This window comes from Pseudarthrobacter sp. 1G09, assembly GCF_050038305.1.
In the GTDB taxonomy this organism is placed as follows: Bacteria; Actinomycetota; Actinomycetes; order Actinomycetales; family Micrococcaceae; genus Arthrobacter; species Arthrobacter equi.
This window is the reverse complement of record NZ_CP188306.1, coordinates 3,751,009-3,767,283: the sequence shown is the minus strand read 5'-3', so window position 1 is coordinate 3,767,283 and position 16,275 is coordinate 3,751,009. Positions and strand designations below refer to the sequence as shown.

At 66.5% G+C, this 16,275-nt stretch carries 17 protein-coding genes; 6 read left to right on the top strand and 11 right to left on the bottom strand.

Annotated elements, in window-relative coordinates; translation table 11 throughout:
* Window positions 1-9: 9 nt before the first annotated feature.
* The gene (locus ACP3TD_RS17405) at window positions 10-2,412 is read right to left on the bottom strand and encodes a beta-galactosidase (protein ID WP_426764226.1); all 2,403 of its coding nucleotides are present in this window, start codon (window positions 2,410-2,412) and stop codon (window positions 10-12) included.
* A gap of 123 nt (window positions 2,413-2,535) precedes the next feature.
* On the opposite strand from ACP3TD_RS17405, the gene ACP3TD_RS17400 reads away from it, so the two are divergent.
* Window positions 2,536-3,129 carry a DUF1992 domain-containing protein gene (locus ACP3TD_RS17400; RefSeq protein WP_426767285.1) on the top strand — a complete coding sequence of 198 codons (594 nt, stop codon included), beginning with the start codon at window positions 2,536-2,538 and terminating at the stop codon, window positions 3,127-3,129.
* On the opposite strand, the gene ACP3TD_RS17395 is transcribed toward ACP3TD_RS17400, so the two are convergent.
* Window positions 3,126-3,740: a GNAT family N-acetyltransferase gene (locus ACP3TD_RS17395; RefSeq protein WP_426764225.1), complete on the bottom strand. Its 615-nt coding sequence runs from the start codon at window positions 3,738-3,740 to the stop codon at window positions 3,126-3,128. The genes ACP3TD_RS17400 and ACP3TD_RS17395 overlap by 4 nt on opposite strands.
* 16 nt (window positions 3,741-3,756) lie before the next feature.
* The gene (locus tag ACP3TD_RS17390) at window positions 3,757-5,940 is read right to left on the bottom strand and encodes a transglycosylase domain-containing protein (RefSeq protein WP_426764224.1); all 2,184 of its coding nucleotides are present in this window, start codon (window positions 5,938-5,940) and stop codon (window positions 3,757-3,759) included.
* 179 nt (window positions 5,941-6,119) lie between these two features.
* On the opposite strand from ACP3TD_RS17390, the gene ACP3TD_RS17385 reads away from it, so the two are divergent.
* A complete protein-coding gene (locus tag ACP3TD_RS17385; protein WP_426764223.1) occupies window positions 6,120-6,749 on the top strand; it encodes a PadR family transcriptional regulator in 630 nt (209 codons plus the stop codon).
* A 29-nt stretch (window positions 6,750-6,778) separates the two neighbouring features.
* Here the strand turns inward: ACP3TD_RS17385 and ACP3TD_RS17380 are convergent, their stop codons facing one another.
* The 3 genes from ACP3TD_RS17380 to ACP3TD_RS17370 form a co-directional block, all read right to left on the bottom strand.
* Window positions 6,779-8,152 (bottom strand): ammonium transporter, encoded by a 1,374-nt coding sequence (locus tag ACP3TD_RS17380; protein WP_426764222.1) that lies wholly within the window; start codon window positions 8,150-8,152, stop codon window positions 6,779-6,781.
* 361 nt (window positions 8,153-8,513) lie between these two features.
* A complete protein-coding gene (locus ACP3TD_RS17375) occupies window positions 8,514-9,308 on the bottom strand; it encodes a carbon-nitrogen hydrolase family protein (RefSeq protein WP_426764221.1) in 795 nt (264 codons plus the stop codon).
* A 48-nt stretch (window positions 9,309-9,356) separates the two neighbouring features.
* Window positions 9,357-9,593 carry a DUF2630 family protein gene (locus ACP3TD_RS17370; RefSeq protein ID WP_426764220.1) on the bottom strand — a complete coding sequence of 79 codons (237 nt, stop codon included), beginning with the start codon at window positions 9,591-9,593 and terminating at the stop codon, window positions 9,357-9,359.
* 84 nt (window positions 9,594-9,677) lie between these two features.
* Between ACP3TD_RS17370 and ACP3TD_RS17365 the strand changes: the two genes are divergently transcribed.
* On the top strand, window positions 9,678-10,076 hold the full coding sequence (locus ACP3TD_RS17365) for a hypothetical protein (protein WP_426764219.1): 399 nt from the start codon (window positions 9,678-9,680) through the stop codon (window positions 10,074-10,076).
* A gap of 18 nt (window positions 10,077-10,094) precedes the next feature.
* Here the strand turns inward: ACP3TD_RS17365 and ACP3TD_RS17360 are convergent, their stop codons facing one another.
* The 3 genes from ACP3TD_RS17360 to ACP3TD_RS17350 form a co-directional block, all read right to left on the bottom strand.
* Window positions 10,095-10,433: a DUF202 domain-containing protein gene (locus ACP3TD_RS17360; RefSeq protein WP_426764218.1), complete on the bottom strand. Its 339-nt coding sequence runs from the start codon at window positions 10,431-10,433 to the stop codon at window positions 10,095-10,097.
* A 5-nt stretch (window positions 10,434-10,438) separates the two neighbouring features.
* A complete protein-coding gene (locus ACP3TD_RS17355; RefSeq protein ID WP_426764217.1) occupies window positions 10,439-10,843 on the bottom strand; it encodes a YidH family protein in 405 nt (134 codons plus the stop codon).
* Window positions 10,844-10,926: 83 nt separating this feature from the next.
* Window positions 10,927-11,286 carry a YnfA family protein gene (locus ACP3TD_RS17350; RefSeq protein WP_426764216.1) on the bottom strand — a complete coding sequence of 120 codons (360 nt, stop codon included), beginning with the start codon at window positions 11,284-11,286 and terminating at the stop codon, window positions 10,927-10,929.
* A gap of 71 nt (window positions 11,287-11,357) precedes the next feature.
* Here ACP3TD_RS17350 and ACP3TD_RS17345 point away from each other — a divergent pair, with 71 nt between their 5' ends.
* The 3 genes from ACP3TD_RS17345 (at window position 11,358) to ACP3TD_RS17335 (ending at window position 14,820) form a co-directional block, all read left to right on the top strand.
* Complete coding sequence (locus ACP3TD_RS17345) at window positions 11,358-12,383, top strand: LLM class flavin-dependent oxidoreductase (RefSeq protein ID WP_426764214.1); 1,026 nt, start codon at window positions 11,358-11,360, stop codon at window positions 12,381-12,383.
* A gap of 143 nt (window positions 12,384-12,526) precedes the next feature.
* On the top strand, window positions 12,527-13,624 hold the full coding sequence (locus tag ACP3TD_RS17340; RefSeq protein WP_091723109.1) for a ferredoxin reductase: 1,098 nt from the start codon (window positions 12,527-12,529) through the stop codon (window positions 13,622-13,624).
* Between the two features lie 11 nt (window positions 13,625-13,635).
* On the top strand, window positions 13,636-14,820 hold the full coding sequence (locus ACP3TD_RS17335; RefSeq protein WP_426764213.1) for a fatty acid desaturase family protein: 1,185 nt from the start codon (window positions 13,636-13,638) through the stop codon (window positions 14,818-14,820).
* Window positions 14,821-14,840: 20 nt separating this feature from the next.
* Here ACP3TD_RS17335 and ACP3TD_RS17330 read toward each other — a convergent pair whose 3' ends face one another.
* A complete protein-coding gene (locus ACP3TD_RS17330; protein WP_426767283.1) occupies window positions 14,841-15,752 on the bottom strand; it encodes a cation diffusion facilitator family transporter in 912 nt (303 codons plus the stop codon).
* Between the two features lie 143 nt (window positions 15,753-15,895).
* Entirely contained in the window at window positions 15,896-16,273 is a 378-nt protein-coding gene (locus ACP3TD_RS17325; protein WP_426764212.1) for an ArsR/SmtB family transcription factor, read from the bottom strand.
* Between the last annotated feature and the right edge of the window lie 2 nt (window positions 16,274-16,275).

Sequence of the window (16,275 nt, the reverse complement as noted above, 5' to 3'; positions counted from 1 at the left end):
CCGGGCGGGTTACGCCGCCGGCGCCTCCCGCCAGGCGGTCCAGCCGACCAGCCGGACAGAATCCAGCGCGGCAAAGTCTCCCTGCGACGCTTCCCGGCGCCGTTGCGCCTCGGCGGGCAGCCAAACCCTGGCTGCCGGGGAAAGCGGCAGGATCTCAAGGACGACGTCGGCACCAGGCCCGATTCCGACGTCGGACACGTTAAGGGCCCAGGGGGAGCCGTCCCAGAACCTGTCGGCCACTACCGCGCCGTCCACCAGCAGCCGGGCCACATCCCCGGCCCAGTGGATTTCCAGCTCGGTGTGCGCTCCGGCCAGCGCTTGGCCGGGAAGAGGCAACCGGTAGGCCTGGGCCAGCTCGGTGATCACCGCAGGGTCCGGCGCCGCGGCCCGGTTGGCGGAGGAACCGTAGGTTGCGGGGACAGGGCCTGCCGCCTTGACCAGCTCGGCGGCAACGTCCACGCTGCCTGCGACCAGCACCTCCGGGACCGCCGGGAGTGTGGCTGCGGGTTCGAACGAGCGTGCCCCCGGGCGGTAGCGCAGCACTTCAGGGATGGCCCGGGACCGGCCCGCCAGGTTGCCGCTGCCATCCAGCCACACCGGATCACCGGAAAGGACCAGTTCGCGCCGGGCGGGGCTGCCCAGGACCCAGGCGGTGTCCACAACTTCTGCCGGAAGGACCAGGATGTCCAGCCGGGCATTTCCGTAGCGGGCGGTGGCCACTGCGGGTTCGTTGCCGTGGATCCGGTAGGAGCCCGCAGCGTCCGATCCTCCAGCACCATGAACCTCTGTTCCGGCGGCGAAGCAGAGTTCCACGGGTATTTCGGGCTCGGCCGCGAGGACCAGGGTGGGCAGTGAATCCGGGTCCTCGGCGGAGGGCTCCAAGAATGTCAGTGGGGAGGCCGTGGCCCAGGCGATGGTCACGCCGGCCACCTTGAGGTTCACGGGCCAATGCGCCACGGTGCCCGCCGGGATGTCCACCGGCTGCCCCGGAAAGGTGACCGGGCCGGCGTCGAGCGCTATCTCGAAGCGGGCGTCGTCGTAGGTGGGCAGCGGAATGTGCGGCTGGTGCCACGTGATGAACACAAAGCCGGCGGTGCCGTCGCTCCGGAGCGCCCAGCGAAGGGTGGCGGTGTCCTCGATGCCGTGCGGCAGGGCCCCGGGGAGGGATGACGGCATCTGCGCCAGCCGGTCGCCGAAGGCTGCCAGGAAGGCGTGCTGCTTCCGGAGGGCGGCGAAGCTGCCGGCCAGCCGGCCGGACGCGCCGATGGGGGCATGGAAGTCGTAGTCGAACCGGGGCAGGTCGTTCGGGTAGCCGGTTTCCTGGGATTCCTGGAGCCCGTCGGCAGGGTTCATCCCGCCGGCGAACATGTAGTAGCCCTGCCAGGCCGAGCCGTTGCCGATCTTGTTGTGCGCCACGGCGGCCACGTCCAGCCCCTGGGGCCAGGGGCGGCGCTGGTAAGCCGTGGCCATGCCACCCGCCAGCTCGCACGTGGCTGGCGGGAAAAGCGCCGACGGCGTCCGGGGTGCAGGTGCCGCTGCGCCAGCCCCGCCGCCCGTACTGCCTGCATCCTCGGCGCCGTTACCCACGAACTCGCGGATGTCCGCGCCGATGCCCGGATCGTCCCACACATGGCTGAAGAAGTAGTGCTCCCTGAACGTGGGATCCCAGGGGGCGTCCGCATCTACCCAGAACCCGTCGCCGTAACCGCCGAACAAGGGGAGGACCTCCCCGGCCGGCAGGTCCGCGCCACCCCAGGCCGTGGCGGTCCAGATAGGTGCGGTCATACCGGCGTTCCTGGCCAGTTTCTTGAGCTCCACGAAGTGGCCGGGCTGGTCGTACAGCTCGTTTTCCAGCTGGATGCCCATCACGTTGGTGTCCGGCCCGGTCAGCTGGTGGAGTTCTTCCCCGAGGCGCCCGAACCAGCCCTTCACCAGTTCAAGGTAGTCGGGATCGTTGGTGCGGTGTTGCACCGGCGCCTCCTGCACCCAGTCCGGGAAGCCTCCGTTTCGGACCTCGCCGTGGCACCAGGGACCGATGCGCAGCACCACGTCCAGGCCAATCTCCGCGCACAGGCGGACGAACGCACCCACGTCCAGGCCGCCGTCGAACCTCACCTTGCCCTCGGTCTGCTCATGGTGGATCCAGAAAGCGTAGGTGGCCACCACCGTGATGCCACCGGCCTTCATCAGCCGCAGCCGCTCCTCCCACCGTGCCCGCGGCACCCTGCTGTAGTGCAGCTCGCCGGACACGGGAAGGACAGGCTGCCCGTCGGCCTCCAGGTAGCGGTTGGTGACGCGGTAGCGGTGGTGCCGGTCAAGGGTGTTGCTCATTGCGGGCAACGTCAGGGGAGTTTCCCATGGCGTGTGGGCGGCGCGCAGGACGGACGGGGAACCGCTGGAGGGTGATGGCATGGGAGGAAGTATTGCACACTCGGGAAGCGTTTTCTTGGCGTGGTTCCTGCTGGGCGTTGAACCCGGCGGGATGCTTCGAAATACTGGGAGGACGGCATCAACCAAGGCAAGGCGGTGACACGGATGGGCGGCGGGGCGTCGGAATACCGGAAACGGCTGGAGCGCGCGGCCGAGGTCCGCTCCTACCGCGGGGCGGGCATCAGTCCGGAGGAAGAAGCCGCCCTGGACGCGCTTGACGCCAAGGAGCGGGGGAAGCGCCGCAAAGTCAGCGACTCAGCCCGGGCTGAGTACCTGGTCCGTGACGCGATGGCGCAGGGAAAGTTCGACGACCTCAAATACGCCGGCAAGCCTATTCCCGGGCTGGGCGACTCTTACGATCCCGACTGGTGGGTCAAGGGCCTGCTGCAGCGCGAGAACATCAGCGGGTTGGGACCGCCTGCCATCCTGCTCCGGGCGGAGGATGCCGGGCTGGACGCCGAGTTGGATGCGCAGTACACCGAACAGCAGGTCCGCGACCTCCTGGCGGATTTCAACCGCCGCATCATTGATGCGCGCCGCCAGCTCCAGGGCGGGCCGCCGGTGGTCACGCAGACCCGTGACGTGGACGAACACGTGGAGAGGTGGCGGGCCAGGCGTGCCGCACGGACGCCTGAGGTGGTGGAGGAGCCCATGCCGGAGCGCTCCTGGTGGCAGCGGCTCTGGAAAGGGCCGGGCTAGGCTGCCGGGTTCGCCAGTTCGTACAGCTCGCAGAGGGCGTTGTAGTACCTGCTGGTTTGCCCCTGGTGGAGCAGGCCGATCCTGGTGCACACTCTTTGCGACGCTGCGTTGGCGGGGTTGGTTACGGCCACCACTTTGGGCAGGCCGCCTGCGAACGCGTAGTTAAGGACCGCCGCCGCGGCCTCGGTGGCATACCCCTTTCCCCAGTGGTCCGGGTGGAAGTGCCAGCCGATCTCCGAGTCATCCGAGGGCTGCAGGGGGAGTTCAGCGCCCGACGCCGGAATGGACTTGAGAAGCAGCGTCCCGGCGAGTGCGGGCTGGCTGTGTCCGGGGTTTCTTGGCTGCGCCGGGTTTGTATGCTGCGCGGGGTTTGATGGATGGGCTGCGCTTTTCAGCTGCACGGCCCAGACGGCGTGGACCGCGTGGTCCATGGCCCGCCACGCCCGGATGCGGTCCTCGGCTTCACCGCGGTCCAACATCACCCGGGACGGGTTTCCGATGAAGCGCTGCACTTCCCAGCGGGAGTACAGATCCAGCACAAAGCCGGCATCCTCGGGCTCCCAGGGCCGGAGGATCAGCCGCTCTGTTTCAAGGTTCTCCACGCCGTTCATTGTGCCCGCGTTTTTTCTACCGCTTGGGAGCCGGGGTGGGTGTCGGACCAGGACCAATCATCGACTGGGGAGGCCCAGGGAATGGCACGGCGGGATACAGCGGGACTGCCTTCAGCATGTAGTTTGCCCACTGCGGACCGGCAATCATGTACCCGTCGAGGCGGGGATAGAACGTTCCATTGATGGTGACGTTCTGGCCTGCACGTTTCTGCCCCTCAAGTGCGTCCCCGAAGAAGGATGCCGTGGCCACTCCGCTGGTGTACCCAACAATCCAGGTGGCGCCGTTGTTGTTCGAGGTGCCGGTTTTGGCGGCAGTCGGCCACTTGTCGTGAACCTTCGGCTGGATCCAGAATCCCGAACCCCTCACCAGCACGTCCTGAAGGACGCTGTTGACGCCGCGTGCCACATCCGGCTTCACGGCATCCCTGCACTCCGTTGTTTGGGCGGGAAGTTTTCCACCCGTGGCGTCCTTGATGTCCAGCAGGGCGATGGGGTTGCAGTAGCGGCCGTCGTTGGCGAAGGTGGCGAAGGCGTTGGCCAGGTGGAGGGGTGCCACGCCGGTGGCTCCGAGCAGGTTGCCCAGCTGATGCATGGTGATGGGTGTTCCGTCCAGGCCGCTGTGCAGGCCCACTGCGTCAACCATCTTTTGGATGCCGCAGAAATCCAGCTGCGCCGCTGACGCGAAGGTGGCCGTATTGATCGAGTTGTAGAGGCCGAAGTTGATGGGCATCTTTCGGTAGAAGCCCTCCTCCGAATTCTGCAGGTCATCCGCCGCACCCAGCTCGGGGTTGTTTTGCGCTGTGCTGTAGGCGCCCAGCACCTTGCCGCAGCTGGAGCGCCACGGGAACCCGAGCGGATAAACGCGCCGTGAAGCATCAATTTCGGTGGTGAGGGACTTGCCCTCGTTGAGCCACTCCGCGAAGGTGAACGGCTTCATGGTGGAACCGGTTTGGAAGCCGCCTGCCCCGTTCAGGTCATTCCCCTGCGGATCGCGGGCATCCACGTTGAAGTTCAGCTGCGTGTCGAACTTGCCCGGTTCGGGCAGGAACACTGTGTTCTGCGCCATGGCCAGGATCTTGCCCGTTCCCGGTTGTACCGTGACCAGGGCTGCACCCCACTTGTCCGGATTTGCGCCCGCTGTGCTGTCCACCTGGGCCTGAGCCGCCGCCTGCAGCCTGCTGTCCAAGGTGGTGACGATGGTCAGTCCGCCCCGGTACAGCTTGCGCTCGCGTTCGACTTCATTGGGCCCGAAGGCGGGGTTGTTGAGGATCAGGTGGGAGATGTAGTCGCAGAAGTAGGGGGCCATGGCGGCGTTGGCGCAACCCTGACGTTCCGGGGTGATCTTGAGTTCCACCGGCGTGGCTTTTGCTTCGTCGTGCTGCGCCTGCGTGATTCTCTTGAGGCGAAGCATCTCGTCAAGGACCTGGTTGCGGCGGGCCAGCGAGTTCCCGGGGTTGATGGCCGGGTTGTAGAAGGTGGGGCTGTTGACCAGCCCGGCCAGGAGGGCGGCCTGCGGCAGTGTGAGGTCTTTTGCGGTGGTGCCGAAGAAGTAGCGGGCCGCCGCCTCGACGCCATAGGCATCGCTGTTGAAGAAGACGATGTTCAGGTACCCCTCAAGGATCTGGTCCTTGCTGTACTTCTTTTCCAGGGCGATGGCCAGCCTCATCTCGCGCAACTTGTCGCCCATGTCCTTCTGGCCGCTCAGGACCACTTCGTCCGGCCGGTCCTGGGACAGCCGCGCTTCATTGACCACGTTGGTGACGTACTGCTGCGTGATGGTGGATGCGCCCTGCTGGTCCCCTTTCGTCACGTTGGCGATCACAGCCCGGAGGATGCCCTGGGGGTCGATTCCCGCGTGCTCGTAGAACCTGCTGTCCTCAATGGAGATGATGGCGTCCTTGATGTACGGCGACATCTGGTCCAGTGGAATCCGCACGCGGTTCTCGGCGTAGAACATGGCGATCGGCTGGCCGTCGGAGGTGAGCACCCTGGTGGATTGCGACGGCGGCTGGACCGTCAGCTCTTTTGGCAGGCCCTCGAAGAATCCGATCGAATTGCTGACTCCGATTCCGGCTGCCGCAACTGCCGGGACCACCAGGCTGGCCACCAGCACGCCGCACATGGCACTGGCTGCGAGGAACCCCACGAATCGTCCCAGGGCGGCTCCGAAACCGCTTCTGCGCTTCTTCTTCTTCGCCATCTATCAGCCCTCAAGCTTGGAGGTGCGTCCAGACTACGCCGCTGGTATGGGTTGATCCAGAACTTCGAAGGTCAGGATACGGTCACAAAAAATGCTTGACCGGCGATATTTAACGACATATCGTTAAGTATCGCCGAAGAGATCGGCGTAAATAAGAAAATCGAAAGGTGGATGCCATCATGAGAGGCATTTCTGACGAAAAATTCCCCGGCCCAGAGTTCGCAAAGGGCCGGTTTGAACGAGCCAGGGGACGCCGGGGACCGCACGGTCACCGCGGCGGCGGCGGGTTCGGCCCAGGTGTTGGACCCGGGTTCGGCCCTGGTTTTGGTCCTGGCTTTGGCCCGGGTTTCGGCCCCGGATTCGGGCGTGGGGGGCGGCGGGCCAGCCGTGGCGACGTTCGCGCAGCCATTCTCTCGCTCCTGGCGGAGTCACCGTCGAATGGTTACGGGCTGATCAAGACCATCGCCGAGAAGACCGAAGGGGCCTGGCGACCAAGCCCGGGCTCCGTCTACCCCACGCTCCAGCAACTGGTGGACGAAGGGCTGATCGAGGCCATGAGTGAAGGCCGCGGCACCGAGTTCTCGCTCACCGCGGCCGGCCGGGAGTACGTGGCCGGGCACGCGGAGGAGATGGACAGTGCATGGAACGCGGTCCCGGAAGGGTCGGACCGCGAGTTCCACCACAGCATCGGCAAACTGATGGGCGTTATCCACCAGTTCCGCAGCGGCGTCACAGAGGAGCAGCGGACCGCCGCCATCGAGAAGCTGGACGAAACCCGGCGCGCACTCTACAAAATCCTGGCGGACTAGTGGCGGGGCTGCCGGAGTACGGGCGGCCGTCAGGCGAAAGTATCTTCCTTTGCCTGACGGCCCGGGCCCTGGGTGTCTGAAACCTCGCGGTCTGAACCGTCGGCGGCCTGGCGGTCTGCGGAGTGCCCGCCGGCCGGAATGTGGCCGAATACCGCCCGCAGCGGGTTGAAGCCGGCGCCCACCTCGTTGAACGCGTAGGCGCTCTCGGCGTGCTCGGACAGGTCCACGCCAGCCGTTTCGGCTTCGTGGCTGACCCGGAAGCCGATGGTCTTGTTGATGGCGCGGCCGATCACCAGGGTGCCCAGCCCTGAGACCAGCAGCGTGATGACTACCGCCGCCGTCTGGGCAATGAGCTGCTGCACGCCACCGCCGTAGAAAAGACCCCCGGCCTGGCCGGCTGACGGCAGGGCAATGAACCCGAGCGCCAGGGTGCCGATAAGTCCGGCGCCGAGGTGGACGCCCACCACGTCCAGGGAGTCATCGAGTCCGAAGCGGTACTTGAGGTCAACGAAGACGGCGCACGCAGCACCTGCCATCAGGCCCAGGCCGATTGCGGCCACCGGGCTGATGTTGGCGCAGGAAGGCGTGATCGCCACGAGGCCGGCCACCACGCCGGAGGCGGCCCCCAGGGAAGTGGGGTGGCCGTGGCGGATCTTTTCGGTCACCAGCCAGCTGAGCATGGCTGCGGCAGGAGTTACCAGGGTGTTGATCCAGATGAGGCCGGCCTGTTCGGCGCTGGTCGCCGCTCCACCGTTGAATCCGAACCAGCCGAACCACAACAGGGCCGCACCCAGCATGATGAAAGGGAGGTTGTGGGGGCGGTGGTTGGGGTCTTTCGCAAAGCCGTGGCGCTGGCCCACGATGACGGCGAGCACCAGCGCGGCCGTGCCGGAGCTGATTTCCACCACGGCGCCACCCGCGAAGTCGATGACCTGGCCGAAAATGGCCGTCACTGCACCGCCGGCGCTCATCAGTCCGCCGCCCCAGATCATGTAGGCGAGGGGGCAGTAGATCAGGGTGATCCATACCGGCACGAACACGGCCCAAGCGCTGAACTTGGCACGGTCTGCAATAGCGCCGCTGATCAGGGCCACGGTGATGATGGCGAAGGTTGCGCTGTAGCCAGCCTTGATCAGGTCCGGGGAGCCCATCAGGTTCTGCAGCCCGAAATTGGTGAAGGGGTTGCCGAAGATGCCCAGGAAGCCGTCGCCGGTGGTCATTGAGTAGCCCCACAGGACCCAGACAACGCCGACGATGCCCGCGGAGATGAAGCTCATCATGATCATGTTCAGCGCGGCCTTGGCGCGGGTCATGCCGCCGTAGAAGAGACCGAGCCCGGGGGTCATCAGCAGTACCATCGCTGCCGAGATAAGCAGCCAGACGTGTTGGGCAGAGATCTCCACCGGTGGTCCCTTCGCATGAGGTTCAACGGGGTGATGTGCCACCCCGGCTTTTCCCCCGGGGTCTATTTTTCGTCGCCCATGTTTCATCCGATGTTGCGGAAAGTTGCCGTTACGTTACACAAAACGCGCCTGCGTGAAGTTCGCGTGTCAGCAATGTTTCAGGCATGTAAACGCCCTCCCACCGATAAGGCCCGGACAGCCCTTGCCCGGCCTGCGCGGGCCCGCAGCCAAAGGTGCACAGGAGAATCCCAAGGTGAGCTCCCGCCGTCGTGCCCAGATCGGCGAAGGTTTCCCGCCCGTGAACGGCGACTCACCGCCGTTGAGCTGAGCTGCTATGGCTCCGGTGGCGACGGGCCTGCCCCTAGAACTGGCGGGCGTTGGCCAGGACGGGCAGCTTGGTGCGGACGTCCTCAATGATGGTGGGATCGACGTCCACGACGGCGAGTTCCGGCTTTCCGCCCAGCGCAACCAGGGCGCTGCCCAGCGGGGAGATGACGGCGCTGTGGCCGATCCCCGTGGGGGCGCTGCCGGCGGGCCCGGCACCGATGGTTTCGGGGTCGCCCTGGCCGCAGGCCACCACGAAGGTGGTGCTGTCCAGGGCCCTGGCGCGCACCAAGAGGTCCCACTGCTCTGCTTTGCCTTCGCCGGCACCCCAGGACGCGCAGACAATGTTGACCTGCGCCCCGGCGCGGGCATTGGCCGTGAAGAGGGCCGGGAAACGGACGTCGTAGCAAGTGGCCAGGCCGAAGACCGTCCCGTTGAGCTCAAACGTCACCGGGCTCTGGCCGGCGTCCACCGTCTTGGACTCGGTGAAACCGAAGGCATCAAACAGGTGCACCTTGTCGTACGAAGTGTCGAGGCTGGGCCCGGTAACCAGGAGGGTGTTGCGGACGCGGCCGTCCTTCCCCGGCGTGAACATCCCGGCCACGATCGCAATGTCCAGTTCGTTGGCGATGGTGCGGACCTTGTCCGCCCACGGGCCGTCCAGCGGCTCTGCGATATCGGTAAGCGAATGGCCGAAGGCACGCATCGCGGCTTCGGGGAAGACCACCAACTCCGCGCCGGCCGCCTTGGCCTGCGTGGCGTACCCCCGGATGAGCTCCAGGTTGGCTGCCGTATCGGCGCTGCTGATGACTTGGGCGACTGCGAGGCGCATGGATGAACTCCGATCTGTTGTATCCATCATGCACGCCCGTGCCCAGGGCTACTGCTTGTAACCCTCCACCTCGCGGACGGGACGGGTCTCGGCTTCATCGGGATTCTCGCCGGAGTCTTTTTTCGCCCGGCGCTGCCGCAGCAGGTCCCAGCACTGGTCCAGGCTGATTTCCACTTGGCGCAGCCTGGCGTGGTCCGGCGCCTGGCCATCCCCGGGCCCCTCCCGAAGGGAATGCTCCTCGTCCACGAGGGCCTGGATACGCGTCAGGATGTCTTCGTCATTCATGCTCTCCCCTTCGTTCGGACCGGTCTCCTCAGGGTACGTAGTCTGTGCTGATGCCACCAGCCCCCGGGCGGTACCATCAAGGTCATGCCCGATGTGCTCGATATGGCAGGACCAATCCTGGAAATGCTGACGTGGATGTGCCTGCCCGTTGGCTTGCTGCTGCTCTTTTACGTGGGCTTCCAGCGACGCTTCGTGCACCCCTGGGACGTGGCCGAGGCCGTGGTGTACTCGGACCAAACCGGCGTGGGCTTCAGGTGGCTGGACCGGAAGCACCAGGTGCACAATGCCCCCATGTCTCCCCATGACATCAGGGACCTGGCGGTGGGCGATACCCTGCCCGTTTACTACCATCCCAAGCGCCCCACGCAATGGCAGATCACTCCGCCTGAGGAAGCCGCGAAAACAGCCTCGGTGCTGGGGCGTGTCCTGACGGCCATTGGTTCCGTGGCGCTGCTGGCAGGCTTCGTCCTGCCCATGTTCTAGGCGGCGGCTTCCCGCACGTCACCCGGCGAGCACCACACCGATCCCCAGGACTCCCAGGGCAATACCGGTGAAAGCCGTCCAGAGCACCGCGGTGATGTCGGCGTCCACGTGTTCCCGGGAGACACCACGCGACTTGGCGCCGTACCGCCTGCGCTGCGTGAGGTAGATGGCCAGGGCAGCCCCGGCAGAGACCCCGAACAACAGCAGGATGGGAAGCCCGTGGTGCGGCAGCCAACGCAGGAAAAGTGCGCTCGCCGTCACCAGGGCCAGCATGGTCCGGCCCCAGGCCAGCGAGGTGCGCTCCGGCTGCAGGCCCGGATCACCGTGGGTATCTCCCGCTGGAAGGGACGGTGCCACAGGAGTCAGCGCCAGAGGACAAAAACGAGGACGACGGCGGCCGCCACCGCGCCTGCCCCGGCCAGCAGGGGCACAATGAGCGGCAGGGGAAGGGGCGCCTTGTGCCGCATGCTGCGTTCCACGCGGAGCCACCTCAGCGCGGCCCCGGCGCTGAGCAGCATGCCCAGCAGGAGCAGCACGATGGCCAGGCCCTTGCGGACGGGTTCCAGGAACAGGTCCGAGGTGAATGCCTCGATGGCGATGCCGCCGGCCAGCAGGGCCAGGGAGGTCCGGATCCAGGCGAGGAACGTCCGTTCGTTGGCGAGGGTGAACCTGGGGTCCGGTTCCTCGCCGCCGGGCAGCAGCCGTTCGGCGATCTTGCCGCGCGGCGGCGGTGCGTCGTCTCCCGGTGCTTGCTGGCTGTTGGTCACGGTGCCAGTTTAGCGGCGCCGCTGTGCGCGCCCTTGGCCCCGTTTCAGGGGACCGTGCATGCTGCGGCTGCCTGAGCTCGGGGTCAGCCGGCGCTTCGCGGGGCAAACATGATGACTGCCACCCCCAGCAGGCAGATGACGGAGCCGGCCACGTCCCACCGGTCGGGCCGGAAACCGTCGAAAATCATTCCCCAGGCGAGGGAACCGGCAACGAACACCCCGCCGTAGGCAGCCAGGATCCGGCCGAAGTGGGCGTCCGGCTGGAGGGTGGCCACAAAGCCGTAGGCGCCCAGGGCAATCACGCCCAGTCCCGCCCACCACCAGTCCTTGCCTTCCCGGACCGCCTGCCACACCAGCCAGGCCCCGCCGATTTCTGCCACGGCGGCCAGCACGAACAGCACGATGGTCTTGAGGACGCTGACGGTTTCTTCCGGGATACCCACCCGGCCATCATGCCAGCCGGGAATCCCGGCAACGCGGGAATGCCACTGGGCAGCCGGAGGTTGGGGCAGGTATGGAGCGCATGGGATTCCTTTCATTCGGCCACTGGGGACCCGGCCAGGGTTCCCGCACCAGGACCGCGGGCGAGGCGCTGGTGCAGGGCATCGAATTAGCCGTAGCCGCCGAGGAACTCGGTGTGGACGGTGCCTTCTTCCGGGTCCACCACTTCGCCCGCCAGCAGGCCTCGCCGTTTCCGCTCCTTGCGGCCATCGCAGCACGCACCCGCCGGATCGAGATCGGTACCGGTGTCATTGACATGCGCTACGAGAACCCGCTCTACATGGCGGAGGAAGCGGCAGCCACTGACCTGATCAGCGGGGGCAGGCTTCAGCTCGGCATCAGCCGCGGCTCACCCGAGCCGGCCCGGCAGGGCGCGTCGGCTTTCGGCTACGTGCCCGGGGACGGCGAAACCGACGCCGACATGGCGCGCCGCCACACCGAGCTGTTCCGTAAAGCGATCACGGGAGCAGGAGTAGCCGAAGCCGACCCCCGGTATGCAGGTGGTGCCACGGGCCTCCTGCCCGTTCAGCCGCAGTCGCCCGGACTGGCGGAGCGGATCTGGTGGGGAGCCGGCACCCGCAAAACGGCCGTCTGGGCGGCGGAGCTCGGCATGAACCTGATGAGCTCCACCCTGCTCACCGAGGACACTGGCGTGCCTTTCCACGAACTCCAGGCGGAACAGATCCAGCTGTTCCGGGATACCTGGCATGCAGCCGGCCACTCCCACCAGCCGAGGATCTCGGTCAGTCGCAGCGTGCTGCCCATCGTGGACGACGAGGACCGCCGCTACTTCGCCGGCAGCGCCCTCCGCGACGGCCGGGATCAGGTGGGCATCATTGACGGGCTCACGGCGCGGTTCGGAAAAAGCTATGTGGGCGAGCCCGACCGGCTCGCGGAGGAACTGGCGGCGGACACCGCTGTCCAAGCGGCTGACACCCTGCTGCTGACCGTCCCCAACCAGCTGGGCGTGGACTTCAACGCCAAGCTCCTTGGCCACATTGCGCAGTTCGTGGCCCCGTCACTGGGATGGAGCCGGTAGGACGCTGGGAACCTTTGACGAGACCGAACCGTTACTCTTAAGGTGCGGTGTGGGGGCTTCGCGCCCCAACTACACTGTGACTGCTGAACGGTCATATGACGGAGAGAGAGAAATATGGCTCGCGCCGCCCTAGGCTTTAACGCATGATCCGGCTACGACAGCTGGCCCAAGCGGCTTCGGTACTCACCACCCCTTTAACGCCAGAGGACGTCCTCTCGCTTTTCAACCCTGTCTACTCAGCACGGCAGCTCAGGGGCGTCGTCACCAAGGTGGTCCAGGAGACCGCCCAGTCGGCCACAATCTTCTTCCGTCCCGGCCGCGGCTGGAAGGCGCACCTTGCCGGGCAGTGGGCCCGCATCGGCGTCGAACTCGACGGGGTCCGCCACTGGCGCTCCTACTCACTCAGCGCCCCCGCCGGCAAGGACCCGGCCATCACGGTCACGGACGTCGGTGCCGTATCCGGCACCCTGGTGCGTTCCACCAAGCCCGGCGATGTCCTGTTCCTGGCCCCGCCGCAGGGTGACTTCGTGCTGCCGGAGCATCCCCGCCCCCTCCTCATGGTCACCGCGGGCAGCGGCATCACACCGGTGATGTCCATGATCCGTACCCTGGTGCCGCGGCGTCCGGATGCCGACGTCGTACTGGTCCACTCGGCCCGTACCCCCGGGGACAGCCTGTTCCGTGAGGAACTGGCGGAGCTCGCAGACCAGTTCCCCAACTTCAGGCTGGCGCACTGGTACACCGGCGAGCAGGGCCGGATGGACTTCTCCAGCACCAAGGAGCTGGACGAGATCTGCCCCGACTGGAAGGAACGGGCAGCCTACGCCTGCGGCCCGGACAGCTTCCTGGATGACGCCGAGGCGCTGTGGAAGCGCGCCGCCCTCACCACCGCCGCGCCCGGCACCGATGTCGCGGTGGCCGGAGATGCCGGCAACCTGATGATCGAACGCTTCAACACCACCTTCAACGCCGGGGTGGGGCACGACGGCGGCCTCGTCACCTTTGAAGCCTCGGACCGGGAAGTGGAGGCCGACGGCGACACCCCCATCCTCGACATCGGCGAGGACGCCGGGGTGCTGATGCCCAGCGGTTGCCGCATGGGTATCTGCCACAGCTGCCTCACCCCGCTCCTGGCCGGCCAGGTCCGCGACCTCCGCACCGGCGAAATTCACGGCGATCCCGGCCAACTGATCCAAACGTGTGTCTCGGCAGCTGCCGGACCCGTCAACCTCGAACTCTGAGGAGCAGAATAATGTCTGTCATCTCACCCGCTAAGGCCGCCTCCACCGGAGGGGCGAACGCCGGCACGTCAAGGACGCGCCCCGGCAAGCTTGCCGATTCCGGCAGCCCCACCGTACGGCCGCCTGCTGCCGCCCACCTGACGGACGAGCAGGTGGCGGAGCTGGGCCGCGAGCTCGACGCCATCCGTGACGAGGTCCTCGCCAAGCGCGGCGCTGAAGACGCCGCCTACATCCGCCGGGTGATCAAGGTCCAGCGCGGCCTTGAAATTTCCGGCCGCGCCGCACTGCTGGTTGGCAAGAACAAGGCTGCCTGGGTCACCGGTACCACCCTGCTGAGCCTGGCCAAGATCCTGGAAAACATGGAAATCGGGCACAACGTGCTGCACGGCCAGTGGGACTGGATGCGGGACCCGGATATCCACTCCACCACCTGGGAGTGGGACTTTGTCACCCCCTCGCGCTCGTGGCAGCACACCCACAACGACCTGCACCACCGCTGGACCAACGTGGTGGGCAAGGACAACGACGTCGGATACAACCTCCTGCGGATGGACGAACAGCAGCCGTGGAAGCCGATGAACCTTGGCAACCCGCTGTACAACGCCATCCTGGCACCCCTCTTCGAGTGGGGCATCGCCATCTACGACCTCGAACTGACCGAGTTCAAGGAAGGCAAGAAGTCCAAGGAAGCGCTGCTCAAGGACCTCAAGGCCCTGGGCAAGAAGGTGGTCACGCAGTTCACCAAGGACTACGCCGCGACTCCGGCTGTTGCCATGCTGACCGGTTCCGGAAAGCAGGCGCTCTACGGAACGCTGACCGCCAACGCCGTGCGCAACGTCTGGGCCCACGCAGTGATCTTCTGCGGCCACTTCCCGGAAGGCACGGACACCTTCACGGAGGAAATGGCGGAAGGCGAAACCCGCGGCGACTGGTACATCCGCCAGATGATCGGCTCCGCCAACATCTCCGGATCGAAGTTCATGCACATCATGACCGGTAACCTCTCGCACCAGATCGAACACCACCTCTTCCCGGACCTGCCCTCCAACCGGTACGCCGAGGTTGCTCCCAAGGTCCGTGAAATCTGCCAGCGCTACGGTCTGAAGTACACCACCGGCCCGCTGCTGAAGCAGGTCGGCTCCACCTGGGGCAAGATCTTCAAGCTGGCGCTGCCGGGCAAGACCGCCCGGGCCTGACCACAGCACCGCCGCCGGCTCTAGGACCGCCTGCCGGGTGACAGGACCATGTCATCCAGCTTCGGCAGGGCGTGCCTGAGCCGGTGGCCCGCCTGGTCCAGCACATCCTGGGCCGAGGACAGGCTGCCGTCCTCCACCAGCAAGATGGCGGTGCCCTGCAGCCGGTGGCCGCTCCAGCGCAGCTGCAGGCGCTGCACCCCAAGAACTCCCGGGGTGCCTTCCAGCGCCACGGCGGCACGGGACACCAGGTCGGGTTCAATGCCGTCCATGAGCCGGCGACCGATACTGCGGACGGTTCCCCACAGCAGCACCATGATCGCCACTGAAATCAGCAGGCCCACGATGGGGTCCGCCAGCGGGAAGCCCAGCATGACGCCAAGGGCACCCAGCACCACAGCCAGGGATGTGAAGCCGTCCGTCCTGGCATGGACGCCGTCGGCCACCAACGCGGCGGAGCCGATTCTGCGGCCTACCCGGATGCGGTACATGGCCACGGCCTCGTTTCCGGCGAAGCCGATCAGCCCGGCCGCCATCACCCAGCCGAGGTTCTGGAGCGGCTGCGGATGGATCAGCCGGTCCATGGACTGCCAGCCAGCCACCACGGCCGAGAGGGCCACCACCCCCACGATGAAGAGCCCGGCCAGGTCCTCCGCCCGCCCGAACCCGAACGTGTAGCGGCGGGAGGCCGCCTTCCGGCCCAGGATGAAAGCGATCCACAGCGGCACCGCCGTCAGGGCATCGGAAAAGTTATGGATGGTGTCGGCGAGCAGCGCCACGGAACTGCTGAAAAGCACCACCATGAACTGCAGCACGGTAGTGCCCAGCAGCACGAACAGGCTGATTTTCAGGGCGCGGATCCCCTCGGTGCTGGCCTGCATCGCATCGTCGATCGAATCCGCGGAGTCGTGCGTGTGGGGCACGAACAGCTCCATCAGCCAGCCCCTGACGCCGCTGTGATGATGGTGGCCGTGGTCATGGCTGTGCTCGTGACTGTGGTCGCCGTCGTGCCCGTGGCTGTGGTCGTTGTGGCCGTGCCCGTGGTGGGTGGGCTGGGCCGCCTGCTGGCCCGGCCCGTTCACGAGGCGTGCCCCTCTCCGCCTTTGCCGGGCAGTCGGTGGTGGGCCGGTTCGCCACCCAGTGCGTGCTCCGCCTGGAAGATGGCGTCGGCCACGAGCTGGCGGGCATGCTCGTTCTCCAGCCGGTACAGCACCCGGGTCCCGTCCTGGCGGGTGGAGACCATGCGGGCCAGCCGCATTTTCGCCAGGTGCTGCGAGACGGCGGCAGGGGACTTGCCCACCACGTCAGCCAGTGCACCCACGGCCATTTCGCCCTCGCGCAGCGCCAGGATGATCCGTACCCGCGTGGCGTCGGCCAGCATGGAAAAGACCTCCACGGCCAGCTCCACGTATTGGCTGTCCGCGCCCAGCGAGCATCTATTCTTATCTGCATTCATGC